Source organism: Nevskia sp., assembly GCF_021732705.1.
Taxonomy (GTDB): Bacteria; Pseudomonadota; Gammaproteobacteria; order Nevskiales; family Nevskiaceae; genus Nevskia.
Map to the genome: position 1 here is coordinate 13,549 of NZ_JAKFUM010000020.1, position 26,094 is coordinate 39,642.

Sequence of the window (26,094 nt, forward strand, 5' to 3'; positions counted from 1 at the left end):
GCTACTTGCCCTTCCAGACCGGCGCCCGCTTCTCCATGAAGGCCTGACCGCCTTCGCGGGCGTCGGCCGTGCCCATCAGGCGGGCACCGGCTTCCATGCTGAGACGAGACAGCTCGGCGTCGGTGACGTCGACACCGAGCTTCAGCAGCTTCAGGCTTTCGGCGATCGCGAGCGGCGCATTGGCGGCGATGCGCTGGCCGAGCGCGACCGCGGTATCGATCACCTGATCCGCCGGCGCCAGCGCGTTGACCACGCCGTGGCGATGCAGCAGTTCCGCCGCCATCGGCTCGCCGGTCAGCACCGCCTGCGCTGCCAGATTGCGCGGCAGCGCGCGCGGCAGGCGCGCCACGCCACCGGCAGCGGCGATGATGCCGCGCTTCACTTCCGGCAGGCCGAACTGGCTGTCGTCCGCAGCCACGATCAGTTCGCTGGCCAGCGCCAGTTCGAAGCCGCCGCCCAGCGCCTGGCCTCTGACGGCCGCGATCCACGGCTTGCTGCGCACGGCATTCACGTAGCCGGCAAAGCCGCCTTCGATGGTCATCAGCTCCTGCAACGCGCGCGGGTTCGACAGTGACGACAGATCCAGCCCGGCGCAGAACACTTCCGGCCGGGACGAGGCCAGCACCACGACGCGGATCGTCGGATCGGCCTCGGTCAGCCTGATGATCTCGGCCAGCGCGCGCGCCAGACGGGCGTTGACCGAGTTCATCCGCAGCGGGCGGTTCAAGGTGACCACCGCGACGAAACCATCGCGCCGTTCAAGCAGCACCGGGCTGCCGGGCGCACCGACCGGCGGCAGCAGCGCAGCCTCGAACGTCCACTGCATCTGGCCGTTGACCAGCGCGATGTGGCCGGCCAGCCCGATCGGTTCGCGCTCGCCGTTGATCAGCAGCGCCTGTCCGCGATAGTCGTGCGGATGCAGCGCCGCAACCGTGCGGGCGCCGTCCGGCGTGCGGGCCACGATCGTCGCCAGCTGCGGGTCGCCGCTGCCATCGTGCTTGACCAGATAGGTCTCGACCGTCGCCGGGCCTTCGTAGCTCTCCAGCAGGGTGATCGCCGGCACGCTGGCACGGCGGGCCGCGACGACCTCGTTCAGCTCGACGTTGGTCGGCACAGCCTTCGGCGGCTGGCGCAGCAGCACGGCCGCATGATGCTTGGTGACATAACCGCCGTTGCCGTACAGCAGGCCGGTGTTGGCCGCGCCTTCGCGGATCACCCGGGTCATCGCGGTGATCGCATGGCTCATGAAGTCGCCGAGCGGGCCGCCGAAGAAGCTCAGGCCGCCGGTGACGCTCGGCGCCACGCCCTCGCGCAGGCCGCCAATGGCCTGCAGCGCCAGCTTCGGGATGCACGGGAAGCAGGAATAGATTTCGGCGGCATCTATCTGCTGCGCGGTGATGCCGTTGGCCTTCAGGGTTTCGGTCAGCGCCAGCGCCATCGGCAGGCATTCGGCGTAGCCCGGGCGCGACAGGAAGTCGTCGATGTCCGACGCCCCGGCGCCGGAGCCGACGTAAACCAGCCGCGATTCCGGCACGCCGGCCGCGAGCGCCGCGCCGCGCGAGGTGACGATGAACGCCGCGCCCTGATTGACGTACAGCTGCGCGACCATGCGCTTCAGGTACGGGTAGCTGATCGGCCGGTTCTTCGACGACGCCGTGGCGATTGCCGATGCGTCATGGCCGGCACGATCCCAGGCGTAGGCGTTGCCCGCCGCCACCGCCGCGTATTGCGACCACAGCGCCGCCGATTCCGCCGTCGACGCGTCCGCGGTCTGGCCGTGGGCCGCACGCAGCGCGTTCTCGTACAGCGTGTAGACCTCGGTCGGGTCCTTCAGGCCGTACTTCGACGCCAGCTTGGTGACGTACGACGAGCCGTCGATCAGCGGCGCCGCCTTGCCGCCCGGGGTCCAGCCATCCGGCGACTTGCGCTGCGACGCCGCCGCCCGCAGCGAACCGAACGCTTCCGCGCCGCAGATCATCGCCGCGACCGATTTCCCGGCGGCGATTTCGACCGCTGCCTGCATCAGGTAACGCACCGGCGAATCGCCGCTGATGCCTTCCGTCGGCACCACGGTCGGCGCGATGCCGAGCGTGCTCGACACCAGCGCCGGCAGGTCGTTGTACGGCCAGGTGAGCTGCGGCACGACATACAGCCGATCGACCTGGGCCAGCCAGCCGCCGCCGGCATCGGTATCTGCGGCGCGGGCAGCCACCTCGATCAGGCGCAGCGGTTCCAGGCCGGACTGGCCCTTTTCCGGGCGATCGGTAATGTCGCCAACACCGATGATGACGGGCAGCAGATCGAGATTTTCCATGTTTGCGGGCAGTGTCGGCCGATGGGAACGATATGCGGATGATGCCGAAGGTGCCTACGGTAAGTCTGGTGACCGTATCTCGCGCGCTGATGACCGACATCCGCGGCGCTCGCATAGCCGTGGTCCGGTGCGATGTGTCGCTGCGTTGGCTCTGCACGCGCGCCGCGGGGACTGTCGCCGACGATTCAACACCGATATATAGTTGGATATATATCGATCGAACAACGTCGAAGGAAAACCCGATGTCTGCCAAATCCGTACTCGTCGCGCTGTCGGTGAGCCTGACCGTGCTGCCCGCTACTGCGGAGCCAGTTTCCCCGCCGCCCGAGTCCGTTGCCGAATCCGCAACACCGACGGCGAACGACGGCAAGAACGAAAAGGACGCGGTCACGCTGGGCGAGGTCATCGTCACCGCTCGCCGCCGCGAGGAGAATCTGCAAGCGGTGCCAGCTGCGGTGTCGGTGATCGGTGGCAGTCTGCTCGACAGCACTTACACGGTGAACATCCAGTCGCTGAGCCAGCTGGTGCCGACGCTGTACTACAACTCGGCAAACCCGCGGAACACCGCCTACACGATCCGCGGCCTCGGTTCGAACACGCTGTCGGTCAGTGCCGCCAATGACGGCATCGAACCCGGCGTCGGCTTCTACGTCGATCAGGTCTATCACGGCCGACCGGCGACGGCCTCGTTCGATTTCACCGACATCGAGCGGATCGAGGTGCTTCGGGGTCCGCAGGGCACGCTGTTCGGCAAGAACACCACGGCCGGCGCCATCCACATCATCAGCCGTCAGCCGACGTTCACGCCGGAAGCGAACGGCGAGGTCTCGTTCGGTGAGTTCAACTTCTTCCAGGCCAAGGGAGGATTTTCTGGTCCGGTGATCGATGACCTTGTCGCGGCGCGCGTATCCGGTCAGTTCACCCGCCGCGACGGCTTGATCGAGAACGTCGTCACTGGTGACGATCTGAATGCGCTGAACAATTTCGCGCTGCGGGGACAGTTGCTGTTCCGGCCGACCGAGGACCTCAGCCTCAGGCTGATCGCCGATGTCTCTGATCAGGAAGCCGCCTGCTGCACCCAGACCTTCCTGCGCGTGGGCCAGAGCCGTCGCAGTGCTGCGCGCCAGTTCCCGGCACTGGCGGCCGGGCTGGGCTACGAACCGCCCAGCCGCAACGTCTATGACCGGCTGACCGATATCGACGCCGATCTGCAGATCGACACGCAGGACGGCGGCGCCTCGCTGATCGCCGAATGGAATCTGGGCCGGCACACGCTGACCTCGGTCAGCGCCTGGCGCTACTGGGATTGGAATGTCGCCAATGACCGCGACTTCATCGGCGTGCCGATCCAGACCTTGCAGCGAATTCCGTCTCGCCAGGATCAGTACAGCCAGGAACTTCGCGTCGCCACCGACGGCAGCGGGCCGCTGAACTACGTCGGCGGACTCTATTTCTACACGCAGGCGATCGGCGGCCAGCCGACCAGCATCTACGGCCCAGAAGGCGCGTACTGGCTGCTCAATCAGGCGAACTTCTCGGCGCCGATCCCGCGCAACCTGCTCGATGGCTATGGCCAGATCGGCGAGTCGAAGTTCGACATCAAGAGCTACGCAGCCTTTGGCGAAACCAGCTATGCAATCATCCCGCGCGTGACCGGCACGCTGGGCCTGCGCTACACGTTCGAGGAAAAGAACGGACGTTATGCAACACGCGTGTTCGGCGGCCCGGATCTGAGCCAGTACGATGCTGCCACGGCCGCGGAGCTGCGGCGTGCACAACTGTCGATCCTGCGGCCGCAGGCCTACACGGCGTCCAACAGTGGCGGAAACCTGTCCGGCCGCGCCAATCTCGGTTACGCCGTGACCGATGACCTGCTCACGTACGCGAGCTACGCCTACGGCTTCAAGTCCGGCGGGCTGAACCAGTCCGGCCTGCCGCTCGATGCCCAGAACCAGCCTGCACTGGCGACAGCGGTGATCCGCGACGAGAAGAACGCGACGATCGAACTCGGCGTGAAATCCACACTGTTCGACGGCCGTGCCACGGTCAATCTCGCCGCCTACCGCTCGGTGGTCGAGGACTATCAGGCCAACATCGTCTCTAATCTGGAAACCGCGGCCTTGCGCTCGTACCCCGCCAACGTGCCGGAAGTGCGCGTGCAGGGTGTCGAGGCCGACATCGCCGCCGTGCTGTTCAAGGGCCTGCAGCTGCGCGCATCGGTGGCGTACGCGGATGGCGAGAATACCGACTATCCGAACGGCCCCTGCCCGCTCGAAGTGCAGACCGCGGCGACCGTGGCCTGCAATCTGACCGGCGTGGCACTGGCCGGCTTGTCGAAGTGGGTCGGCACGATCGGCTTCGACTACACGCGGCCGGTCGGCCCCGGTGCCGCGGTGCTGCACGTCGACTCGATCTCGCGCACCGGCTACAACAGCGATACCTCGGCCTCGCAGTTCACCGAGATCAGCGGCTACACCGTGGTCAACGCAAGCGTCGGCTATCGCTTTCGGACTGGCTGGGAATTCGCCGTGTTCGCCCGCAACTTGTTCGATCGCGATTACCTCACTGCATTGACGATCCAAGCCGGCAACTCCGGTCTGATCCTCGGCCAGCCCGGTGATCCCCGCGTGGTGGGTTTGACCGTTCGCATCGGGTTCTGAAATCGACGATCGATAGCCGCGCACGGGGTCGGAGCACATCGCCGAGGGTCGATGCAGCGCGACTTGCTAAGGTGGCCGGGTCATTCACGCGCTGCACGCGATGGTCGCCGACCCGGAGAACCCATGAAGCTCGTCAACATCCTGATGTCAGCGGTTCTGGCACTCACGGTAACCGCCGCCAGCGCGGCTGACGGCCTCATCGTCGCCAGGAGTCCTTACAGCGCCCAAGAGACGATGGACCGCTTCGAAGGCATCGCCAAGGAACGCGGCCTGAAAATCTTCGCGCGGATCGATCATGCGGCGGGCGCGGCAACCGTCGGCAAAACCTTGCGACCGACGGACGTACTGATCTTCGGTCATCCGAAAGGCGGCACCCCGTTCATGGAATGCGCCCAGACCATCGGCATCGACCTGCCGCTGAAGGCTCTGGTCTGGGAAGACGCCAGCGCGCAGGTCTGGCTCGGTTACAACGACCCGCTGTACCTCGCCAGACGGCACGGAGTTCCGGATTGTCCAGCGGCTGTCGCGATCGGGAAGGTGCTGGCTGGGGTTTCGGAGGCTGCGTTGGCGAAGTAGGTCGAGGCTTTGACGCGCGGTTCGGCGAACCGAAGCGCGCTTTGCCATTAGTTGGTGTCATTCCGACGATGGTTGCGATCTACGCCTGCTGAGTATGCTGCAGCAGACCATGTATGCCGCTTTTCGTCGGTATTAGGGCTGCATGCGGCTAGCTCGCGTCAGTGCTGCTTTCGCAAACTTTTGGCGTTATTTGATTCCCCGGCCCGAAAAGAGCCTGAGCAAATCCAGTTCTCCCGCTAAAAGGATCACATGAACTCGCAAGACCGCCAGCCCCGATCTTGGCGTGAACTTTGCCTTTTATCGGTTGCCCGGCAGCTTTTACATAGAATTGTCACTTACACAGTTGACACGCACTGATAAGAGCATTAAAAAAACCTTTAAAGTGTTTCAGGCAACTTTAAAGGTGCAGTCATCCATCGTTCGAGCGCAGACCGGGTGCGAAGAATCCTTGTTCAAGGATTGGGTTCGTCGCGGAATCGTACAGCCAGCGTGTAAGAAGTCTGGCTCAGGTAATCATGCGGAATATGACGAAGCATCTTTAGTTTGCACTGCTGTAGCACTACAACTTAATTCTTTTCACGTCAAACTGTTTAAGTACGTATTAGCGTTTCACGAGCTTCATAGCTGGCTTCGCTCAAATACTGTTCTTCGGTGGACAGAAGTTACTCTTTTAGTTCAGCCAAATAGAGTTATCTTCTTCGATAGACCGCTCAGTATAGTAACCACCGAATCTGGGTTTCATCTCGACTTAAACAAAATTGTACAGGCGTTGTTGCCTCAATCGCCACAACACCAAATTGCAATTGCATTCTCGACAGCACCCAGTAAAAGCACGTGCATGACTTAGTATCTACTGCGATTAAATGCTGATGCGCGGCACGAGGTAGCAATGCCAAATCATTTGAAATCGATCTTGAGCGCCGAGGCATTACTGCTGTTGATAACAGCGGCATTACTTCCGGCACTAGAACATGGCTTTTGGAAATTCGCTGCACCTATTGTCAATCTTACACTCGTTGCTGCCTGCTATGCTTTTTATCGAAGGGTCAAGTATTCTGACGACATCTTAAAAGGGTATTGCCTAGCCGGTTCAATTGCAGGCTCAGTTTATTTTTTGAACTCTGGTGCACCATCGATATCTCAAGTTCCTGTGCAGACCTTTTTACTTGCGATTGAGACACTCCTGCTAATTGTTTTATTCGTATTCTTAAATACATCACAGTCAAAAGCTTGGTTTTCAAGTAAAGCTACTTAAATTATATCCTATATCTTCAAAAACAAATAAATAACATAATTGGGAGGGGTTGTGGGAAACTTGGTTTCCGTTGGGACGATCGGGATCGTCGTTAACACTCCAAAATTGCGTCCGCCGTTGAGCGAAAGCGAAAGACGAGAACATGTTTCCGCGGTTTTGAGCTTGTTGCAGGAGAGAGTAAGGCGCAAGAATTATCCGTTCGAAGTGATATTTGGAGTGTTAAGCACAAGTGACGGATGCATCAAGGCACGCATAGTGGTCTACGTCACTGCATTTATATTTGGTACCGTCGAATTTGTTTCAAAATACAAAGACCTTAGGGAATCAGTACCGCTGCTGTTCGGCGATGCGAAAGAGCTTGTCTACGATTGCATCATCCGCGGCGCATCTCATGATTGTCCCGTTTGGCTACAGTCTGAAGATCTCTCGCCAGATATCCACGTTGTTGAGACGGGTGAAACTCTAGAAAGTGTCGCGCAGCGATGGAAAAAGCCTTATCTGACTCATGGTCAGATGATGGAAGCGATTTTCGAACACAACAAGTCTGCTTTTATCAACGGAGATAAAAACAAATTAATGGCTGGTGCAGTGCTTGCACACCCACCGAAAGCCGTCTTTAAAGGGGTGAAAGCAAAGTAAGAGTATCTTGACGTTTAGCAAGCTTCTAACATAAGACAAAAATCTAAAATTTTAAACGCAGCGCTTAGTTGGCTGTGCTCAACCTATGAGATTATTACTCCGGAAAGACTACAGAAAAATTCAGATGGGTATTCAAGGTGACACAGTACTAATTTTTCGAAACCAAGTTCTTCGAAATCAAGAACCTCGGCAGATTCATCAGCGATCCCTGCAGAATTGCTAGTCCGCCGAAGTGCCGCGAGTCGTGCGCAGTCAGCGTCGCTTGTCTGACAAGCACGATGCAAGCGATCTGCGTGTCCCGAGAAATCGACAGGACAGCACGTTGGCACCGAAAACGATCACGGCTCGAACTCAACCGGAACCGCCGGCCCGCCACGCACTTCGGGAAATGTCTCATAGAGACCATCGCGGCCGAACATCGACGAAATGCCGGTGCCCAGCCCGGCCTTGGCTGACGTCTCATAACGCACCGCATCGCGAAGGATGCTGCGGACTTCTTCTTCGAAACTGACGCCGTGACTACGTGCACAAGCCTCCAAACGAAGCTTGACGCTGTCTTCGAGATTACGAACGGTGATCCGGGCCATCGTGTACTCCGGGCTTTGCACTCAAGGCCGATTCCTTCCCAACTGATCATGCGAAGAAACCCAATCCCCCGCGAGGATTGCCGAGCTGAGTGAGGTCTCCCCCGCCAGCACGACACCCGCACAAATCTCCGCAAACTTCAGCGCGCCGCCCTTGCCATAACAGCCGAGCATCTCTAGACACTCGCGCTGCGTCGGCAGACCCGTACCGCCGCCATACGTGGCGCAGATCAGCGAGGTCAGCGTGATCGACCAGTAGTAGTCGCCGTTGTCGAGCAACTGGCAGTACGTCGTCGCGGCATGCGATTCGGCGACGTTGGCGACGTCCTGCCCGCAGGCGATGAACAGGGCGGTGATGCCGTTGGCCGCGTGGGCGGCGTTGTTCGACGAGCCGGCGATGAAGGCACCCGCCTGGCTGATCTGGCGGGCGTGGAACAGCTGCTTGCCGGTGACGCCCATCAGCGGTTGCAGGATCGAATCCTTCAGCGTGATTTCGGCCACCACCCGCTTGCCACGCGTGGTCAGCGTGTTGATCTGAGAGTGCTTCTTGTCGGTGTCGATGTTGCCGGACAGCACGAAATTCGGGTGATCCGGATGATTCGCCTGGATCCACTGGCAGGCGGCGAGCGTCGCCTTGCCGACCATGTTCTGGCCGGCCGCGTCACCGGTGGCGTAGTTGAAGCGCAGATAGCGCAGGTTGCCGACGGCGTACTGGCCGATGTGCTTCAGCTGGCCGACGCGGGTGGTGGCCTGTGCCGCGCTGCGGATGCTGTCCAGATTCACCGTCACCCAGTCGCCGAAGCGGCGGGCGGCGAGGGCATCGTCGAACATGAAGACCGGCGAGCGCTGCATGTGGTCCTCGACCACGGTGCAGGTCACGCCGCCGTGTTCGCTGAGCAGGCGCATGCCGCGGTTGTAGCTCGCCACCAGCGTGCCTTCGGTGGTGGCCATCGGAATGTAGAAGTCGCCCCGGGCGTGTTCGCCGTTGATCCGCAACGGGCCGGCGAGGCCGATCGGCACCTGGGCCACACCCATGAAGTTCTCGATGTTGCCGGGCAGCACGCCGGGATCGAACGAGTACTGGCCGACGTGTTCGAGTACCACGCCGGTCTGTTCCTGCACGAACGCGCGACGGCGGCTGGCGATGTCGGCGGAATAGTCGTTGGTCTTGTCGCGCGGCACCTTGGCGGCGCGGGCGGCAGCGGTCGTGGATGGGTCTTTTTCGGGGTTCGACATCGGGTTCTCCTCGTCTTTATGTTTTGGTGTCTGTCGATGCTGCCACGCAAGCCGTCTGAATTCCGCAGGCTCAGCGGGCGGCGGCCTTTTCCAGCGACGCGGCCATCTTCAGCACGCGGTCTTTCCAGTCTTCGGTCGACAGGCGCGAGCCGATGCGCTCCGCCCACAGCGGGAACGCCAGCGGCGTGAAGCGCGGGGTGTCGACGATGGTGACGGTCTGGCCGGCGATGGTCTGAACGGCTTCGCGCAGCCGGCGGTAGTCGAGCTGCTGTTCAAGCACTTCGGCCAGCGCCTGCCGGGTCAGCAGGTTGTCGCGGTCGTACTTGCTGAGCACGTCGAACAGCAGGCCGGACGAGACCTGCACCTGCTTCACGGTCTTGCCGTTGCCGGGATAGCCCTCGAACACGAGGCCGGCGACCCGGGCGATCTCGCGGAAGCGGCGCTTGGCCATTTCGGCAGCGTTGAGGCTGGCCGGCAGGTCGATGTCGAGATCGAACGGTGACAGGAGCGCCTGAAGTGCTGCGCCATCAAGCGGCGGCAGCGATTCCGCCAGGAGTTCGAAGCCGTAGTCGTTCGGGGTCAGCGTGGCGGTGATCTTGGCCTGCTTCGACAGCCGCCACGCGAGCAGCGCGGCGAGGCCTTCGTGCACATGGCGACCGGCGAATGGGTAGACGAACAGATGCTCGCCTTCGCGCGAGGTGGCGCGTTCCGCCAGCAGCACGCCGGGGCGCGGCAGTTGCGACCACTGGCGCTGGATCGCCAGCAGCGGCGCGAGAGCGGCGAGTTCCGGCGAGGCGTTCTGTTCCGGCTGCGCCAGCAGTTCGACCAGACTGGCGGCCAGTGTGGATGACAGCGGCATCTTGCCGCCGTTCCAGCGCGGAATGGTCTGGCTGGTGCCGCCCGGCTTGACGTACGCGGCCATGTCCTTGACCCGCACCAGGGTCAGCTTGCGGCCGGCGAACAGGAAGCTTTCGCCGGGCTTGAGTCTTGCGATGAAGCTTTCCTCGACCGAGCCGACACCGGCGCCGCTCAGGTACTTCACCCGCATCATCGAATCGGAGGTGATGGTGCCGACGCTCATCCGGTGGCGGCGGGCGACGGTGGCATCGTCGACGATCAGCACGCCGTCGTCGCGGGCGATCACCTTGCGGAACTGCGGGTAGGCGTGCAGCGCGCCTCCGCGCATGACGAAATCGAGCACCCACTGCCATTCCGCATCCGGCAGCGCGGCGTAGGCATGCGTGGTGACGACTTCGGCGCGGATGGCGTCGGCGGTCATCGTGCCGGTCAGCGCGAGGGTCACGACGTGCTGGGCCAGCACGTCGAGACAGTTCACCAGCGGCCGGCGTGGCTCGATCCGGCGCTGTTCGACGGCGCGGCGGGCGGCGGCGAACTCGGCCAGTTCCAGCGCATGGGTCGGCACGCAGACGATGCGGCTCGGCACGCCGGGCTGGTGGCCGGAGCGGCCGGCGCGCTGCAGCAGCCGGGCGATGCCTTTCGGCCCGCCGATCTGCACGACCTGCTCGACCGGCGAGAAATCGACCCCGAGATCGAGCGAACTGGTCGCGACGACCACCCGCAGCGAGCCGTCCTTCAGCCCCTGTTCGACGGCCGCGCGGGTGTCGGCCTCGATCGAGCCGTGATGCAGCGCCGAGGCGTGTTCCGGGCGAATCATCTGGATCGCCTCGAACCAGCGCTCGGCCTGCGCCCGGGTGTTGGTGAAGACCAAGGTCGAGCCGGCGCGGTCCAGCACCTCGGCGACCTTCGGCAGCAGCGGCAGGCCCATGTGGCCGCCCCACGGGAAGCGGTCGACGGCGTCCGGGACCAGGGTTTCGATCTCGATGGTCTTCGGCAGATCGGCACCCAGCGACACGCCGTCGGCCGCCGCCGGGCCGAGCAGCGCCCGCTGCGCCTCATCCAGATTGCCGAGCGTGGCCGACAGGCCCCAGACCCGCAGGCCCGGCGCCAATGCGCGCAGCCGCGCGATCACCAGTTCGGTCTGCACGCCGCGCTTGGTCGCGAGCAGTTCGTGCCATTCGTCGACGATCACGGCCCGGATGCCGCGCCACTGCGGGATCAGGTCGGCATAGCTCAGCAGCAGCGAGGCCGATTCCGGTGTGGTGACCAGCGCCTGCGGCAGGCGCTTGCGCTGCTTCGCCCGCGCGCCGGCGGAGGTGTCGCCCGTCCGGCATTCGACTTTCCATGGCACGCCGAGGGCATCGCAGGCTGCCTGCAGGTTGGCGGCGGTGTCGTTGGCCAACGCGCGCATCGGGGTGATCCACAGCACGCGGATCGGCTCCGGCGTATCCGCGGCGGCGGGCTCGCCGAAGCCGGCTTCGGCTTCCAGCAGCGCGCCGAGCCAGGCGGCGAGCGTCTTGCCGGTGCCGGTCGGCGCGTGGATCAATCCGGATCGGCCGCGGCCGTAGGCGTCCCACGCGGCGCGCTGGAAATCGAAGACGGTCCAGCCGCGCTGGCCGTACCAGCGCTCGATGGCTTCGAGCCGGCTCACGATTCGACCTGTTCCTTCAGCCAGTCCCGCACGGCGAGGATCGCGTCGAGCTTCGGGTGGTTGGCGCGCCAGACGAACCAGTAGTGGTGCGGGTCGGGCACGGCGATGTCGAACAGGCGGACGAGGCGGCCATCGCGCAGCTCGCGGCCGACCAGCGAGCGCCGCGCCAACGCGATGCCGAGGCCGGCTTCGGCGGCGTCGAGCATGATCGAGGCATCGTTGAACGCGGTGCCGCCGGGCGGATCAGTCAGCGCGAGGCCCGCAGCATCGAACCACGGTTCCCACGGCATCCATGGATTGCGCAGCAGGCGATGCCGGGCCAGATCCTCCGGCCGCTGCGGCAGCGCGCCGCCCTGATAGCGCGGACTGGCGACCGGGAAACGCTCGTCGCCCATCAGCAGTTCCTGCTGCACGTCGGTCCAGCCGCCGGGGCCGAAGCGGATGGCGCAGTCGGCCGCGCCGTGGGCGAGATCGACGATCGCGAGATTGGCGTCGATCAGCAGATCGACCTGCGGGCAGTCGGCCTCGAACGCGGCGAGGCGCGGCACCAGCCAGCGCGCGGCGAGCGACGGCAGCACGCTGAGCGTGATCGCGGTGCGGCCCTCGCGGCGCGCCGGGCCGAACGTGCGTTCGAGCAGCTTCAGCGCCTGCCGTACCTTCAGCACCATCAGCCGGCCGGCCTCGGTCGGCACCATGCGGCTGCCGTCGCGCCGGAACAGGCGCTCGCCGCTGCGGGCTTCGAGCGCGGCGATGTGGTGGCTGATCGCGCTCGGCGTCAGCGCCAGTTCCTCGGCAGCGCGGGTGTAGTTCTGGTGCCGGGCGGCGGCCTCGAATGCCTGCAGCGCCTGCAGCGGCGGGATGCGGGGCGGCACGGTGTCGTGAATTTCGCTCATCGTGACTCTCAACGCGTTTCGCTTGCGGGCCGTCATTCGCGCGCGCAGGATGCGCCGCTTCCTGAATCAGGCGAGTTTCGGGCTTCGGCCGGTGCCGAATCTCCACTCGCCGGAGCGACGGCCCCACAGCTCCGTCGAGAATGACACGATGAGCAGCATGAGCGCCGCCCCTTCGCTGGCCACCCCCGCCACCCCCACCCGCCATCAGGGCCTGATGGCCGTGGTCTGCGCCTTCCTGATCTGGGGCCTGCTGCCGCTGTACCTGAAGCCGATGAGCAGCGTGCCGGCGCTGCAGATCATGTCGCACCGCCTGCTGTGGTGCTGCGCGTTCGTGATGAGCTGGCTGGCCTGGCGCGGTCAGCTCGGCAATGTCCGCGCCGCCTTGTCGGACCGCGCCACGCTGTTGCGGCTGTTCCTCACCGCGCTGCTGATCAGCTGCAACTGGATCGTCTATGTCTGGGGCGTGAATTCCGGCCACGTGCTGGAAACGAGCCTCGGCTACTTCATCAACCCGCTGGTCAACGTGCTGCTCGGCGTGCTGCTGCTGAAGGAGCGGCTGAACCGTCCGCAGTGGACGGCGGTCGCCTTCGCGTTCCTCGGCGTGGCTTGGTTGACCTTCCAGACCGGCAAGCTGCCGTGGATCGCGCTGAGCCTGGCGCTGTCGTTTGGGCTGTACGGGCTGATCCGCAAGGTGGTGAAGGTCGATGCCATTGCCGGTTTGGGTGCCGAAACGCTGCTGATCGCGCCGTTTGCGGCGATCTATCTGGCCTGGCTCGAAATCGCCGGCGCCGGCGCCTTCGGCAACACGACCTTGACCATCGACATCATGCTGTTCGCCGGCGGTCTGGTGACGGCGATTCCGCTGGCGCTGTTCGCGTTCGGCGCGCGGCTGATCCCGTACTCGACGGTCGGCCTGATCCAGTACATCGGCCCGACGATGCAGCTGTTCCTCGGCATCTTCCTGTATCACGAGCCGTTCACGCAGACGCGCGCGATCGGCTTCGCGATGATCTGGATGGCGCTGGTGATCTACGCCGGCGACGGCCTGATCCGCGCGCGGCGCAAGCCGGTGCCGGTGGCGCCGCCGCAGGCCGACGACGCGCTGTCGGTGAAGTAGCACCGGCAGCCGCTACCATCGGGCCCATCCCCGAACCGATGGTGCCCAATGATCCGCCGCCGACTCGCCGCGCTTGCGACTGCCGCCACGGTTGCCCTGCTGCTTCCGACGCAGGCGGCCGAACCGCCGGCGGCCGCCGCGCGCTTCGACCAGGCGGTCCGCGCCTTCGCGAAGGACAGCCACTTCAGCGGCGTGGTGCTGGTGGCGGACGACGGCCGGCCGGTCTATCGGCAGGCATTCGGGCTGGCGAACCGGGAGTGGCGGCAGCCGAACCGGCTCGACACGCGCTTCCGCATCGCCTCGGTCACCAAGACCTTCACCGCCGTGCTGGTGCTGCAGTCCGTGGAAGCGGGGCGGTTGACGCTCGATACGACGCTGGCCGAGGTGCTGCCGGAAACCGCCGCGCAGCCGTTCGGCAAGGTCACGATCCACCAGCTGCTGACGTACTCGTCCGGCCTGCCGGACACGGACCAGACCACCGGCTTCGCGCTGTACCAGCAGCGCCTGTCGGCGGCCGAGTTCGTCGCGCGCGTGGCCGTGGGCGATCCGGTCACCGCGCCGGGCACGGCCTTCAAGTACAAGAATCTCGACTACCGGCTGCTCGAACGGGTGCTGGAAACGGTTGAGGGTCAGCCGTTCCCGGCGCTCGTCGCGGCGCGCATCGCCCAGCCGCTGGGTCTGCGGAACACGTTCGCGCTTGCCAGCGAGGCGATCGTGCCGAATCTGGCGTCCGCCTATTTCGTCGATGACGATCAGCCCGGCGTGTTGCGGGCGGATCCGCCGTGTTTCCCGGAAACCTACGGCGCGGCCGGCAGCCTGGTCTCGACCGTCGGCGATCTGCTCGCGTTCGACGCGGCCCTGCGGACCCACCGGCTGCTGAATGCCGAGTCGACGCGGGTGATGCTGACCTCGAATCCCTCGCTCGGTTACGTGGCGTACGGCTTCTGGGTCTACCCGTGCCAGGTCGGCGGGCAGGCCACCGAATGCGCGGAGCGGCAGGGCTCGATCGCCGGCAGCAATGCGTTGTGGCTGCGCGATCTGCGCCACGGCCGCAGCTTCATCGTGCTGTCGAACAGCAACGAGGCCGATCTGCAGACGCTGAAAGGCGTGCTCAGCGCGATCCGCTGAGCGACCCGCATTCGGGTCGGCGCTTCAGGCGAGGACGGTCGACAGCCAGCGCGAGATGTCGCCGATCTCGTCAGCGCTGACCGAGTGGCCCATCACGTACTGGTGCCAGTCGACGCGGCAGCCCCAGCCGCGCAGGCCATCGCGGCTGTCGCTGCCGAGCGTCAGCGGCAGCACCGGGTCGGCCGTGCCGTGGCACATCAGGATCGGCGTGGCGCGGCCGGCGTCGGTGAGTTCCTTCGGCAGCGTGTCATGCAGCGGCAGGTAGGTGGACAGCGCCATCGCGCCGGCCAGCGGCGCGTCGAGCCGGCAGACCGCGTGGAGCGTGATCGCGCCGCCCTGCGAAAAGCCGGCGATGACGATGCGCGAGCGCGGAATGCCAGCCTTGATCTGCTCGGCGACGAAGCCCATCAGCGTCGCGGCAGACGCGCGGATGCCGGCATCGTCCTGCAGGTCCCCGCGGGTCAGGCTCTTGATGTCGTACCAGGCGCGCATCGGCAGGCCGCCGTTCAGGGTCACCGGCCGCACCGGCGCGTTCGGAAAGATGAAGCGGACATGGACGGCCGCCGGCAGGCGCAGTTCGGGGACGATCGGCACAAAGTCGTGGCCATCGGCACCGAGGCCGTGCAGCCAGATCACCGCGGCGTTCGCCGGCTGCGGCGGTTCCAGCACGACGGCGGCGGCGGTTTCGGTCATTTTCATGCGGCGGGTCTCGTCGGAAGGTCCGGGGGCAGGCCGCGCCGGCACGGGCACGGCACCGCTGGGGCGCGATTGTGTCGATGCCGGGTCCGCGCGGCAACGGCTGTTAAACTCGCGAACCCGCCGTGTCGCGCCATTGCCGGCGCTGCCGGTCCCGCTTGCCGAAAGGTGCTTCGATGATCGCTCGTGTGCTCGCCTGTCTTGCGCTGCTTGCGTCCGCCGTCTCTGTCGGCGGCTGCGGCCAGACCGGTCCGCTGCATCTGCCGGCCGATGCGCCGGCCCGCGAGAATTATCTGATCGGTGCGGATGGCGGCGGCAACAAGAAGAAAGCCGCGGCCTCATCGAGCGCGCCCGCGGCGGCCCCGGCGGCGACACCGGCGGAAGTGCCAGTGGAAACGCCAGCGGCCGCGCCGTCGCCGCCGCGCTGACGACACTCGTTCATCCTCGCTCAAACGCTTCCCGAAACGCCGTCCATGGATCATTTCGAATATCGCGACGGCGCGCTGTGCGCCGAGCGCGTGCCGCTGTCCGCCATCGCCGCTGCCCACGGCACGCCGACGTACGTCTATTCCCGCGCCACGCTGGAGCGCCATTACCGCGCGTTCGACGACGCGCTGAACGGCCTTGAACACCGCGTCTGCTACGCGGTGAAAGCAAACTCGAACCTCGCCGTGCTGCAGGTGCTGGCGCGGCTCGGCGCGGGCTTCGACATCGTCTCGGGCGGCGAACTGCAGCGGGTGCTGAAGGCCGGCGGCGATCCGGCGAAGATCGTGTTTTCCGGCGTCGGCAAGACCGCGGCCGAGATCGCGCTGGCGCTGACGGTCGGCATCCACTGCTTCAACGTCGAGTCCGAAGCCGAGCTGCACCGGCTGTCCGCGCTCGCGTCGACGCACGGCAAGCGCGCGCGCATCGCGTTCCGGGTCAATCCGGATGTCGATGCCAAGACCCACCCGTACATCTCCACGGGCCTGAAGGAAAACAAGTTCGGCGTCGACATCGCCGAGGCCGAGCGCCTGTATCAGCTCGCCGCGACCCTGCCGGGGCTGGCGATCGACGGCGTGGCCTGCCACATCGGCTCGCAACTGCTTGAAATCGCTCCGTTCCTGGATGCGCTGGACCGGGTGCTGGCGCTGGTCGATCGTCTGGCCGCGCGCGGCATCGTGCTGCATCACCTCGATGTCGGCGGCGGTCTCGGCGTGCGCTATGACGATGAAGCCCCGCCGTCGCCGCTGGAATGGGCGACGGCCCTGAAGGCCAAGCTCACCGGGCGAAAGCTGATCGTCATGACCGAACCCGGCCGCGCCATTGCCGGCAATGCCGGCGTGCTGCTGACCCGGGTCGAGTTGCTGAAGCCCGGTGCGCACAAGAATTTCGCGATCATCGATGCCGCGATGAACGACCTGATCCGCCCGAGCTTCTACGACGCCTGGCACGCCGTGCTGCCGGCCGCGCCGCGCACGGACGTCGAGGCGAAGACCTGGGATCTGGTCGGCCCGGTCTGCGAAACCGGCGACTGGCTGGCCCGCGACCGCGAACTGGCGCTGGCCGAAGGCGACCTGCTGGCCTTCCGCACCGCCGGCGCCTACGGCTTCACGATGAGCAGCAACTACAACTCGCGCGGCCGCGCCGCCGAAGTGCTGGTGGATGGCGATGCCATGCACCTCGTGCGCGCCCGCGAAAGCTTCGACGACTTGGTGCAGAACGAGCGTCTTCTGTCGTAATCCCGATGGGGACAAATTCCGTTCCCGAGTGAAAATTATTCAATAGAGAATCCTGATCGGGAATCGTCATTGAGATTTTTCGGCTTAACCCGCAGAATCACCCGATCGGGAATATTGGGTGAGCCTCGATGCAGTTCTACACGAATCACGAAGCGGTCCATTTCGAGCATCTGGGCGAGTACATCCGGGATCGTCGGCAGTCGCGCGGCTACAGCCAACGTGAGCTGGCCGGTGTCAGCGGCGTTGGCCTGCGCTTCCTGTCCGAGCTTGAGCGCGGCAAGCCGAATGTCGACCTGAATCTGGTGCTTAAGGTGCTTGCCTCGCTCGGCTGCGATCTGGTGCTGCACGACCGCAGCCTGATGTGGCCGCCGCCGCTGATGCTGCGCGATGAGCCGGACGATGTCTGACGCCGGCCGCATCCCGAACGAGCATCTCGTCGTCCAGCTCAGTGGCGTCCTCGTCGGTCGACTCTGGCAGCAGCGGCAGAGTCTGGTCTTCGCTTACGACGCGTCCTGGCTGGCGCGAAAGTCGCTCCCGGTGATCTCGCAAAGCTTGCCGGCACAAGCTGAACCGCACGAGGGTCCGGAAGTCGAGTCGTTTTTTGGCAACCTGCTGCCGGAAGGCGATGTCCGCAGCGCTGTCGCTCGCGCGCTGCGGATTTCCGAACGCAATGATTACGCCCTGCTCGATGCCATCGGCGGCGATTGCGCCGGCGCGCTGATGCTGACGCGGCCTGATGGGTTGATCGTCGAGACCACCGCCGGTGGCAGCCTGTTGCCGGTGGACGAACTGCGCCGCATGGTCACGGAAGCGCCAAGCCGGCCGCTGCTCGCCGGTGAACACGGCATGCGCCTGTCGCTGGCCGGCGCCCAGACCAAACTCGCGCTGTGCAAGGCCGGCGACAGTTGGGTGAAGCCAGCACCATGCGCGATCTCGACTCACATCCTGAAGCCGGCGATCCGCGATTTGCCCGGCTCGATCGAGAACGAAGCGTTCTGCATGACTCTGGCTAAGCGCTGCGGGCTCGACGTGCCGGACTGCTGGATCGAAACCGATCCGCCGCTTTATGTGGTCGAACGCTATGACCGCATTCGCGATGTCGCGACTGGCCGCGTGAAGCGCCTGCATCAAGAGGATTTCTGTCAGGCGCTCGGCGTGCCGTCATCGAACAAGTACGAAGCCGAAGGCGGGCCGTCGCTGAAAGCCTGCTTCGACCTCGTCCGCCGCGTCAGCTCCGACCCGACCGGCGACCTGCTGCGCCTGCTCGACTGGGTGATCTTCAATTTCCTGATCGGCAATCACGATGCGCATGCCAAGAACCTCTCGCTCATCTATCGCGGCGGTCAGACTCGGCTGGCACCGTTCTACGACTTGATCTCGACGGCGGCTTATCCACACCTCAGCGACAAGTTCGCGATGCGGATCGGCGGCGCGCAGACAGTTCGATACATGTCAATGCGGGATTGGCGCGCGTTTGCGGAGGACTGTGGGCTCGCACCGGGTTTCGTCACAAACCGGCTGCATCTCGTCATCGATTCGGTAACCGCCAACTTCGATCGATTGCTGGATGATTTCCAATCAACCGGCGATGCGCGCGCACTCGCCGGCCAAGTCATCGTAGCTCGGATCGAAGTTTGGACCCGCATGGTTCATGCGCAGATTCAGAAGTTTGAAGCTGAACTGAAGGAAGTTAGACCAACGCTGCGCTAGGCTTCCCGCCTCACCCTGAGGCCGCATGCCATGTCCGACGTCCTTCCCAAGCAGCACCCGCTGGTCCTGATCGACGCCTCGGGTTGGCTGTTCCGCGCCTATCACGCGCTGCCGCCGCTTTCGAACGCCCGCGGCGAGCCGACCGGGGCGATCTTTGGCATGGTCAACATGCTGAAAAGATTGCAGAAAGACTACGCGCCGGAACACATCGCCGTGGTCTTCGACGCGCCCGGCAAGACCTTCCGCGAAGCGAGCTACGCCGAGTACAAGGCCAACCGGGACGCGACGCCGCCGGACCTGCTGCACCAGTGGCCGATCATCGTCGACATGGTCAAGGCGATGGGTCTGCCGACGCTGTCGGTCTCCGGGGTCGAAGCCGACGACGTGATCGGCACCCTGGCCAAGATCGGTGAAGCCGCCGGCCATGAAGTGCTGATCGTCACCTCCGACAAGGATATGGCGCAGCTGGTCAACGACCGCGTGAAGCTGGTCGACACGATGAAGAACCGGGTGATGGACCCGGCCGGCGTGGTCGAGAAGTTCGGCGTGCCGCCGGAACGCATCGTCGATTACCTCGCCCTGATCGGCGATACCAGCGACAACATTCCCGGCGTGCCGAGCGTCGGCCCGAAGACGGCCGCCAAGTGGCTGAACGAGTACGGCTCGCTCGACGCGATCATCGCTCGGGCCGGTGAGATCAAGGGCAAGGTCGGCGAAAAGCTGCGCGATGCGATCCCGCAGATTCCGATGTCGCACGATCTGGCGACGATCCGCTGCAATGTCGAGCTGCCGCTGACGCTGGAACAGCTGGTGCCGGGGCCGGCGGACAAGGCGAAGCTCGCGGCGATCTACAAGGCATCCGGCTTCCATCGGGTGCTGGAGGAGCTGGGGCCGATCGATGGCGTCGCGGAGACCCAGCCGACGACGGTGTCGGTGCCGGTGGAAGCGGACGACACGCGGGTCGACCAACGGACCGACGACGTTCCGGCACCCGCCGCACCGTCCGCCAAGACTCAGGCCATCGCCGTGCTCGACGAAGCCACGCTGGCCGACATGCTGGCGAAGCTCGAAGCGGCCGAGCTGATCTGCGTCGACACCGAGACCGATGCGCTCGATGCGATGCAGTCCGGCCTCGTCGGGCTGGCGTTCGCGACCGAAGCCGGCCACGGCTGGTACGTGCCGCTGACGCATGACTATCTCGGCGCGCCGAAACAGCTCGATCGCACGGCCGTGCTGGCGCGCGTCAAGCCGCTGCTGGAAGACCCGGCGCGGCCGAAGCTCGGCCAGCACATCAAGTACGACCTGAACGTGCTTGCGCGCCACGGCGTGAACGTGCGCGGTGTCGCCTTCGACACGATGCTGGAAAGCTACGTGCTGGACGCCGCCGGCAACCGCCACGACATGGACACGCTGGCCGAGAAGTACCTGAATCACAAGACCATTTCGTTCTCCGACGTGGCCGGCAAGGGCAAGGGCCAGCTGACTTTCAACCAGGTGGCGATCGACCAGGCAACGCAGTACTCGGCCGAAGACGCCGACATCACCCTGCGGCTGCACGAGGCGCTGTTCCCGAAGCTGGCGGCCGAGCCGGCGCTGAGATCGGTGTTCGAAACGCTCGAAATGCCGCTGGTGCCGGTGCTGGCCGGCATGGAGTTCGCCGGCGTGAAGGTCGATACCGCGCTGCTGGCGCGGGTCAGCACCGAACTGGCGAAGCGCATGGACGAGATCCAGGCCGAGTGTTTCGCCGCCGCCGGCGGCGAGTTCAATCTGGGTTCGCCGAAGCAGTTGCAGGTGATCCTGTTCGATCAATTGAAGCTGCGCGTGGTCAGCAAGACGCCGAAGGGCGATCCGTCGACCGCCGAGAACGTGCTGGAGGAACTGGCCGACGAGCATCCGCTGCCGCGGCTGATCCTCGAATGGCGCGGCATGTCGAAGCTGAAATCGACCTATGCCGACAACCTGCCGAAGCAGGTCAATCCGCAGACCGGGCGCATCCACACGTCCTACCACCAGGCGGTGGCGCAGACCGGGCGCCTGTCGTCGAACGATCCGAACCTGCAGAACATTCCGGTGCGTACCGCCGATGGCCGGCGGATTCGTCAGGCCTTCATTGCCGAGCCGGGCAACGCGCTGCTGTCGATCGACTATTCGCAGATCGAGCTGCGGCTGATGGCGCATTTTTCCGAGGACGAACGTCTGCAGGATGCCTTCCGGCGCGGCCTGGACATCCATCTGGCAACGGCGGCGGAAGTGTTCGGCCAGCCGCTGGATCAGGTCAGCGCGGAATCGCGGCGGGCGGCCAAGGCGATCAACTTCGGGCTGATCTACGGCATGTCGGCCTTCGGCCTGGCCAAGCAGCTCGGCATCGGCCGGAACGACGCGCAGGACTACATCGACCGCTTCTTCGCGCGCTATCCGGGCGTCAAGCGCTTCATGGAAACCACCAAGGAACAGGCGCGCGCCAGCGGCTATGTCGAAACCCTGTTCGGGCGCCGCCTGTATCTGCCGGACATCCTGAACCGCAGCGCGGCGCAGCGGCAGTATGCCGAGCGCACGGCGATCAACGCGCCGCTGCAGGGCACGGCTGCGGATCTGATCAAGCGGGCGATGATCGACGTTGCGGCATGGCTGCCGATCCACGCGCCGGACCTGCGGATGATCCTGCAAGTGCACGACGAACTGGTGTTCGAAGGCCCGACGGCGCGGTTGGAGACGCTCGCGCCAACCATTGCCGGGCTGATGTGCCGGGCGGCAACACTGGCAGTGCCGCTGGTGGCCGATTTCGGCATCGGCCCGAACTGGGATGCCGCGCACAACGCGACCGGGCACGTCAGCAGCGCAGGGTGACCGCCTGGTGCCCGCCGACGCGGAGTCGGATTCGATCCGGCATTGGCGGTCTCGGCCAACTCGTGGCGCTGCTTGAGATCGGACGATCGGCCGTCGGCATGTCGAGGGCAGCGTCGATCGGACCGATCAGCGCCCCAAAACAACGAGGCCGGCCCCCCCGGACCGGCCTCCTACCGCTCGTACCGCCCATCCCCAAAATCGTTCTGCTCTGGGTCTGGCCCGATTCTGAAATCGGTTTCCAAACAATAATTCTTTTTATTTCAGAGACTTGACCAAATATTTCAGTTTTGACGCAAATTTTTCGGAACTGGCCCTGAACTTATTCCCGCTCCGCTGAGTCTGATATTGCGAATGGTGACTCCCTTCCCATTCACCGGCCCCACTCCCTGGCCGGCCCGGCTCCCCCAAGCCGGAACTCGTTGCCCGGTGGGTTCCCCCGACCCTCCGGGCATTTTTTTGCCCGGCGTTTCGCGACAGCCAAGCGCCGATCCTAGCGCCACTCGCAGCGTCTGACAAACGGTTCTGTTTTGCCGATGACGGACGGCAAGTCGCGCGCTTTCAGCCGGCGTCGGTTTCGGCCTGCGGCGCTTCCAGACCCAGCCATTCGCTGAGCTTGGCGCGCGCTTCGTCAACGCCGGTCTTGGCATGCGCCGAGAACGCCTGCACCGTCATGTTCGGATCGAAGTCCCTGAGCTCCCGCTGGACCTTGAGCACGGTGTTCTTGCCAGCGCCGAAACTCAGCTTGTCGGCCTTGGTCAGCAGCACATGCGCGTTCAGCAGGCGATCACGGCACCACTCGAGCATCTGGATGTCGAGCTCGGTCAGCGGGTGCCGGATGTCCATCACGACGACGATGCCGCGGAGCACCTCGCGCTTCTCGACATAGCCGCCAACCAGGTGTCCCCAGGCGTTTCGGACGGCGATCGGCACCTGCGCGAAGCCGTAGCCGGGCAGATCGACCAGCCGGGCCGTGTCATCGATGTCGAACAGGTTGATCAGCTGCGTGCGACCCGGCGTCTTCGACACGCGAGCCAGCCCGTTCTGGTTGCAGATCACGTTCATCGCGCTCGACTTGCCGGCGTTCGAGCGGCCGACGAGCGCGGCTTCCGGCCGGCCATCGACCGGCAACTGTCCGAACTGGGCAGCCGACATCCGGAAGCGCGCCCGCGCATAGGGATTCGGCAGCGTCGGCTTCGCCGTGTCTTTCGTCGCAGAGGGGGTCATCGTGTAAGATTCGCGCTTCAATTCAACATTATGCGCTTGGTGCGAGTTGCGCCACGCATTCATCCTGCCGGAGTGTTTCATGAAGCGTGTCCTGCTCGCCCTCGCGTTGTGTGGCCCCCTGTCGGTGTTTGCCGAAGGTGACGCGAAAGACCCGTTCGTCAAGGGCGATGCTGCAGCCGGCGCCACCAAGGCGGCGGTCTGCGGCGCCTGCCACGGTGCCGGCGGCAATGGTGCGATCAATCCGGAATGGCCGAAGCTCGCTGGACAGGGCTCGAAGTACATCTACAACCAGCTCGTGGCGTTCAAGTCGCAGAAGCGCAACAACCCGGTGATGTGGGCACAGGCGTCGGCGCTGTCCGAGCAGGACATGGCCGATCTCGCTGCCTACTTCAGCGCCCAGAAGCCGGTGCCGGGTGTCGCCAGCGAAGCCTCGGTTCCGGTCGCGCAGAAGCTCTACCGCGCCGGCGACGCTACCCGCGGCCTGCCGGCCTGCGGTGCCTGCCACGGCCCGAAGGGCGCAGGCAATCCTGCCGCCGCGTTTCCGCACATCGGCGGGCAGAACTCGGGTTACACCGCCGTGCAGCTGCGCGCCTATCGCGCCGGGGAACGCGGCAAGGAAGGCAGCGGTCTGATGATGGCGGCAGTGGCCAAGAATCTCACCGATGCCGAGATCGAGGCGCTGTCGTCCTACCTCTCCGGACTCCAGTAAGGAATTTCATGCGCTCCCTCAAGACCTTCTTCGCCGGCGGCCTGATCGCCGCCTTCGCGCTGTTCTCCGCGGCCTGCAGCGCTGCCGATACCGGCGGCGGCTACCAGCTCGGCAAGGATTACGCGGAACTGCCGTCGCCGCAGAAGCCGGCTGATCCGAAGCGGATCACGGTCGAAGAGTTCTTCTGGTACGGCTGCCCGCACTGCTTCAGCCTCGAACCTTCGGTCGAGAAATGGAAGCCGACGAAGGCGGGCGACATCGACTTCATCCAGATCCCGAACACGCTGGGCCGTCCGGAAGGCGAAGTCCATGCGCGCGCCTTCTACATCGGGCAGACGCTTGGCATTCTCGGCAAGACCCACAGCGCGCTGTTCAACGCGATTCATGAGCAGCATCAGCCGATGAGCTCGCTGGAATCGATCCGCGCGCTGTACGTCGCGGCCGCCGGGATCAAGCCGGCGGACTTCGACGGCGTGGCGTCGAGCTTCGTCGTCGACTCCGGCATGCGCCGGGCCGATGCACTGGCGCGGACCTACCTGATCCGCAGCGTGCCGTCGCTGATCGTCGGCGGTCGCTATGTCGTTTCCGGCTCGCCGGACGCGTTCAAGGTTGTCGATTTCCTCGCCAACAAGATTCGCAAGGAACGCAACGGCTGATCTTGCGGTACTTCTCTCGCGCAGCCCTGCTCGGCACGGCAGCGCTTGCCTGCTACTGCGGGCAAGTGTCTGCCGAGCCTTCGTCGACTGGTGATGCGGTCGCGGTCGAATCGTTCTGCCGCGGCCTGTCGAAGCGCATCAACAATTTCGACGCCCAACAGTGCCGCGACGCCGACCTGCAGGCCGCCGCAGCAGTCTCCAACGCGCGTCGACCATTGCTGTATCGCGACTTCCCCGCGGCAGCGACGGCGCTGGCCCCGAAGCGCGTCCTGATCCTCGGCGGCATTCACGGCGACGAACTGTCATCGGTGACCGTCGTCTTCCAGTGGATCGAGCTGCTGAAGTCCGGGCGCTACCAGCGCTATCACTGGCGCGTGCTGCCTCTGACCAATCCCGACGGCCTGTTCGCTGACACCTCGACCCGCGTCAACGTCCGTGGTGTCGACCTGAACCGCAACTTCCCATCGCCGAACTGGACCAGCCAGGCACTGAACTACTGGAAGAAGAAGGCCAAGAGCGACCCGCGCCGCTATCCGGGCCCGAGCGCCGGCTCGGAACCGGAGACCCGCTGGATCGTCGAGCAGATCCAGCAGTTCCGCCCGGACGCCATTGTCAGCGTCCACGCTCCATACGGCATTCTGGATTTCGACGGCCCGAAGGATCCGCCGAAGAAGCTGGGCTATCTGCGCCTGCAACCCCTCGGCGTCTACCCGGGCTCGCTCGGCGAGTACGCCGGCTTGTCGCTCAAGCTGCCGGTGATCACGATGGAACTGCCGCAGGCGACGCAGTCACCGTCTGCGTCGCAATCGGGGCGCATCTGGTCCGATCTCCTTGGCTGGCTCGACAAGACCATCGCGACGCCCGCCAGCCCCTGATCGGGTGCAGTTCCAGCCTGTTCGTCGGGTGCGCGCTCGGGTTTTGCGGCAGTTTGAGTTTGCGTCAAAGCCAGCGTAGCGTCTGTCTGTCCGCGCCAACACCATGGCAAGCCGAGGCCCGACCCATGAAATCAGCAATCGCAATTCTTCTATGCGGCTTGGCTGCCGCGTTGTGCGTCAACGCCGACGAACTGTCACCGAACAGTTCCGCGAACTCCGAAGCAGCCACGAAACCATCGGCAGAAGCCACACCAGCGAAGACATCGCTACCGGTCAGCTGCCTGACCGACACCGGCAGCCGCATCAAGCGCAAGTCCTCTCAATGCCTGAACGTCACTGGCAGACGCTACGACCGCGACGATGTGAACAGTACCGGGCAAACAAATGTCGGCGACGCGCTGCGGCAGCTTGATCCTCGCATCGGCAACGGTGTGCGCTGACGGTTGTAAGCTAACCGATTACACGGTGCTAACTGCGTCTTGGGTTGCGCGGCTTCATGCCTCCTGTCGAGAGGCGCGTGGATGGTGATAAGCACTGACCGGAATCTGCTGCTCCAGCTTCGAACGTGACGTCGCGTCCTTGATTAAACACCAAGTCGGCGTTCAGACCGCGCGACGCTGACCTGCTGGCTTCCTTCGGACCAGTGGAACCTAGAGACTGGCGCCCTGTTGGGTTGAATGTTTCAGTGAAGCCTTGAACTCATTGGGTGTCAGGTAGTCGAGGCTGGAATGGGGCCTGACCGCGT

At 64.7% G+C, this 26,094-nt stretch carries 22 protein-coding genes; 15 read left to right on the top strand and 7 right to left on the bottom strand.

Annotation, left to right across the window (positions count from 1 at the left end; all coding sequences use genetic code 11):
* Window position 1: 1 nt before the first annotated feature.
* A complete protein-coding gene (locus tag QZ951_RS18640) occupies window positions 2–2,314 on the bottom strand; it encodes an enoyl-CoA hydratase-related protein (protein ID WP_293003362.1) in 2,313 nt (770 codons plus the stop codon).
* Window positions 2,315–2,556: 242 nt separating this feature from the next.
* On the opposite strand from QZ951_RS18640, the gene QZ951_RS18645 reads away from it, so the two are divergent.
* From QZ951_RS18645 to QZ951_RS18660, 4 genes are all read left to right on the top strand, one after another.
* The gene (locus QZ951_RS18645) at window positions 2,557–4,974 is read left to right on the top strand and encodes a TonB-dependent receptor (protein WP_293003364.1); all 2,418 of its coding nucleotides are present in this window, start codon (window positions 2,557–2,559) and stop codon (window positions 4,972–4,974) included.
* A 123-nt stretch (window positions 4,975–5,097) separates the two neighbouring features.
* The gene (locus QZ951_RS18650; protein ID WP_293003366.1) at window positions 5,098–5,550 is read left to right on the top strand and encodes a DUF302 domain-containing protein; all 453 of its coding nucleotides are present in this window, start codon (window positions 5,098–5,100) and stop codon (window positions 5,548–5,550) included.
* A 913-nt stretch (window positions 5,551–6,463) separates the two neighbouring features.
* A complete protein-coding gene (locus QZ951_RS18655) occupies window positions 6,464–6,805 on the top strand; it encodes a hypothetical protein (protein WP_293003368.1) in 342 nt (113 codons plus the stop codon).
* A gap of 117 nt (window positions 6,806–6,922) precedes the next feature.
* A complete protein-coding gene (locus QZ951_RS18660) occupies window positions 6,923–7,444 on the top strand; it encodes a hypothetical protein (protein ID WP_293003370.1) in 522 nt (173 codons plus the stop codon).
* Window positions 7,445–7,782: 338 nt separating this feature from the next.
* Here QZ951_RS18660 and QZ951_RS18665 read toward each other — a convergent pair whose 3' ends face one another.
* The 4 genes from QZ951_RS18665 to QZ951_RS18680 all read right to left on the bottom strand — a co-directional run bounded on the left by QZ951_RS18665 (window position 7,783) and on the right by QZ951_RS18680 (window position 12,666).
* Window positions 7,783–8,031: a hypothetical protein gene (locus tag QZ951_RS18665; RefSeq protein ID WP_293003372.1), complete on the bottom strand. Its 249-nt coding sequence runs from the start codon at window positions 8,029–8,031 to the stop codon at window positions 7,783–7,785.
* 21 nt (window positions 8,032–8,052) lie between these two features.
* On the bottom strand, window positions 8,053–9,264 hold the full coding sequence (locus tag QZ951_RS18670) for a hydroxymethylglutaryl-CoA reductase (RefSeq protein WP_293003374.1): 1,212 nt from the start codon (window positions 9,262–9,264) through the stop codon (window positions 8,053–8,055).
* A 70-nt stretch (window positions 9,265–9,334) separates the two neighbouring features.
* On the bottom strand, window positions 9,335–11,773 hold the full coding sequence (locus QZ951_RS18675) for a ligase-associated DNA damage response DEXH box helicase (RefSeq protein WP_293003376.1): 2,439 nt from the start codon (window positions 11,771–11,773) through the stop codon (window positions 9,335–9,337).
* On the bottom strand, window positions 11,770–12,666 hold the full coding sequence (locus QZ951_RS18680) for a LysR substrate-binding domain-containing protein (protein WP_293003378.1): 897 nt from the start codon (window positions 12,664–12,666) through the stop codon (window positions 11,770–11,772). The genes QZ951_RS18675 and QZ951_RS18680 overlap by 4 nt, the downstream gene beginning before the upstream one ends.
* Window positions 12,667–12,880: 214 nt before the next feature.
* On the opposite strand from QZ951_RS18680, the gene rarD reads away from it, so the two are divergent.
* Window positions 12,881–13,783, top strand: a complete 903-nt coding sequence (gene rarD, locus QZ951_RS18685; protein ID WP_366943988.1) for an EamA family transporter RarD — start codon at window positions 12,881–12,883, stop codon at window positions 13,781–13,783.
* A 48-nt stretch (window positions 13,784–13,831) separates the two neighbouring features.
* Window positions 13,832–14,911: a serine hydrolase gene (locus tag QZ951_RS18690; RefSeq protein WP_293003382.1), complete on the top strand. Its 1,080-nt coding sequence runs from the start codon at window positions 13,832–13,834 to the stop codon at window positions 14,909–14,911.
* Window positions 14,912–14,935: 24 nt separating this feature from the next.
* On the opposite strand, the gene QZ951_RS18695 is transcribed toward QZ951_RS18690, so the two are convergent.
* Window positions 14,936–15,610, bottom strand: coding sequence for a carboxylesterase (locus QZ951_RS18695; protein WP_293003384.1), 675 nt, complete (start codon window positions 15,608–15,610; stop codon window positions 14,936–14,938).
* Between the two features lie 173 nt (window positions 15,611–15,783).
* Here QZ951_RS18695 and QZ951_RS20440 point away from each other — a divergent pair, with 173 nt between their 5' ends.
* The 5 genes from QZ951_RS20440 to polA all read left to right on the top strand — a co-directional run bounded on the left by QZ951_RS20440 (window position 15,784) and on the right by polA (window position 21,885).
* Window positions 15,784–16,035, top strand: coding sequence for a lipoprotein (locus tag QZ951_RS20440; RefSeq protein WP_366943986.1), 252 nt, complete (start codon window positions 15,784–15,786; stop codon window positions 16,033–16,035).
* Window positions 16,036–16,080: 45 nt separating this feature from the next.
* Window positions 16,081–17,328, top strand: coding sequence for a diaminopimelate decarboxylase (lysA, locus tag QZ951_RS18705; RefSeq protein WP_293003386.1), 1,248 nt, complete (start codon window positions 16,081–16,083; stop codon window positions 17,326–17,328).
* A gap of 128 nt (window positions 17,329–17,456) precedes the next feature.
* Window positions 17,457–17,735 (top strand): helix-turn-helix domain-containing protein, encoded by a 279-nt coding sequence (locus QZ951_RS18710; RefSeq protein WP_293003388.1) that lies wholly within the window; start codon window positions 17,457–17,459, stop codon window positions 17,733–17,735.
* Window positions 17,728–19,038, top strand: coding sequence for a type II toxin-antitoxin system HipA family toxin (locus QZ951_RS18715; protein ID WP_293003390.1), 1,311 nt, complete (start codon window positions 17,728–17,730; stop codon window positions 19,036–19,038). Before QZ951_RS18710 ends, QZ951_RS18715 begins: the two co-directional genes overlap by 8 nt.
* 30 nt (window positions 19,039–19,068) lie before the next feature.
* Window positions 19,069–21,885 (top strand): DNA polymerase I, encoded by a 2,817-nt coding sequence (gene polA / locus QZ951_RS18720; RefSeq protein WP_293003392.1) that lies wholly within the window; start codon window positions 19,069–19,071, stop codon window positions 21,883–21,885.
* 558 nt (window positions 21,886–22,443) lie between these two features.
* On the opposite strand, the gene yihA is transcribed toward polA, so the two are convergent.
* Complete coding sequence (gene yihA / locus QZ951_RS18725; protein ID WP_293003394.1) at window positions 22,444–23,109, bottom strand: ribosome biogenesis GTP-binding protein YihA/YsxC; 666 nt, start codon at window positions 23,107–23,109, stop codon at window positions 22,444–22,446.
* A 79-nt stretch (window positions 23,110–23,188) separates the two neighbouring features.
* Here yihA and QZ951_RS18730 point away from each other — a divergent pair, with 79 nt between their 5' ends.
* From QZ951_RS18730 to QZ951_RS18745, 4 genes are all read left to right on the top strand, one after another.
* A complete protein-coding gene (locus QZ951_RS18730) occupies window positions 23,189–23,818 on the top strand; it encodes a c-type cytochrome (protein ID WP_293003396.1) in 630 nt (209 codons plus the stop codon).
* Window positions 23,819–23,826: 8 nt separating this feature from the next.
* Window positions 23,827–24,474 (top strand): thiol:disulfide interchange protein DsbA/DsbL, encoded by a 648-nt coding sequence (locus tag QZ951_RS18735; protein WP_293003398.1) that lies wholly within the window; start codon window positions 23,827–23,829, stop codon window positions 24,472–24,474.
* 65 nt (window positions 24,475–24,539) lie between these two features.
* Window positions 24,540–25,349: a M14 family zinc carboxypeptidase gene (locus QZ951_RS18740; protein WP_293003400.1), complete on the top strand. Its 810-nt coding sequence runs from the start codon at window positions 24,540–24,542 to the stop codon at window positions 25,347–25,349.
* 125 nt (window positions 25,350–25,474) lie between these two features.
* The gene (locus tag QZ951_RS18745) at window positions 25,475–25,789 is read left to right on the top strand and encodes a hypothetical protein (RefSeq protein ID WP_293003402.1); all 315 of its coding nucleotides are present in this window, start codon (window positions 25,475–25,477) and stop codon (window positions 25,787–25,789) included.
* Window positions 25,790–26,094: the final 305 nt, after the last annotated feature.

Bases quoted from the DNA above. Each gene is read 5' to 3' on its own strand.
- yihA (WP_293003394.1), bottom strand. From the start codon at position 23,109: ATGACCCCCTCTGCGACGAAAGACACGGCGAAGCCGACGCTGCCGAAT.
- QZ951_RS18645 (WP_293003364.1), top strand. From the start codon at position 2,557: ATGTCTGCCAAATCCGTACTCGTCGCGCTGTCGGTGAGCCTGACCGTG.
- QZ951_RS18695 (WP_293003384.1), bottom strand. From the start codon at position 15,610: ATGAAAATGACCGAAACCGCCGCCGCCGTCGTGCTGGAACCGCCGCAG.
- QZ951_RS18735 (WP_293003398.1), top strand. From the start codon at position 23,827: ATGCGCTCCCTCAAGACCTTCTTCGCCGGCGGCCTGATCGCCGCCTTC.
- QZ951_RS18670 (WP_293003374.1), bottom strand. From the start codon at position 9,264: ATGTCGAACCCCGAAAAAGACCCATCCACGACCGCTGCCGCCCGCGCC.
- QZ951_RS18730 (WP_293003396.1), top strand. From the start codon at position 23,189: ATGAAGCGTGTCCTGCTCGCCCTCGCGTTGTGTGGCCCCCTGTCGGTG.
- rarD (WP_366943988.1), top strand. From the start codon at position 12,881: ATGGCCGTGGTCTGCGCCTTCCTGATCTGGGGCCTGCTGCCGCTGTAC.
- QZ951_RS20440 (WP_366943986.1), top strand. From the start codon at position 15,784: ATGATCGCTCGTGTGCTCGCCTGTCTTGCGCTGCTTGCGTCCGCCGTC.
- polA (WP_293003392.1), top strand. From the start codon at position 19,069: ATGTCCGACGTCCTTCCCAAGCAGCACCCGCTGGTCCTGATCGACGCC.
- QZ951_RS18745 (WP_293003402.1), top strand. From the start codon at position 25,475: ATGAAATCAGCAATCGCAATTCTTCTATGCGGCTTGGCTGCCGCGTTG.
- QZ951_RS18680 (WP_293003378.1), bottom strand. From the start codon at position 12,666: ATGAGCGAAATTCACGACACCGTGCCGCCCCGCATCCCGCCGCTGCAG.
- QZ951_RS18690 (WP_293003382.1), top strand. From the start codon at position 13,832: ATGATCCGCCGCCGACTCGCCGCGCTTGCGACTGCCGCCACGGTTGCC.
- lysA (WP_293003386.1), top strand. From the start codon at position 16,081: ATGGATCATTTCGAATATCGCGACGGCGCGCTGTGCGCCGAGCGCGTG.
- QZ951_RS18665 (WP_293003372.1), bottom strand. From the start codon at position 8,031: ATGGCCCGGATCACCGTTCGTAATCTCGAAGACAGCGTCAAGCTTCGT.
- QZ951_RS18640 (WP_293003362.1), bottom strand. From the start codon at position 2,314: ATGGAAAATCTCGATCTGCTGCCCGTCATCATCGGTGTTGGCGACATT.
- QZ951_RS18710 (WP_293003388.1), top strand. From the start codon at position 17,457: ATGCAGTTCTACACGAATCACGAAGCGGTCCATTTCGAGCATCTGGGC.
- QZ951_RS18650 (WP_293003366.1), top strand. From the start codon at position 5,098: ATGAAGCTCGTCAACATCCTGATGTCAGCGGTTCTGGCACTCACGGTA.
- QZ951_RS18715 (WP_293003390.1), top strand. From the start codon at position 17,728: ATGTCTGACGCCGGCCGCATCCCGAACGAGCATCTCGTCGTCCAGCTC.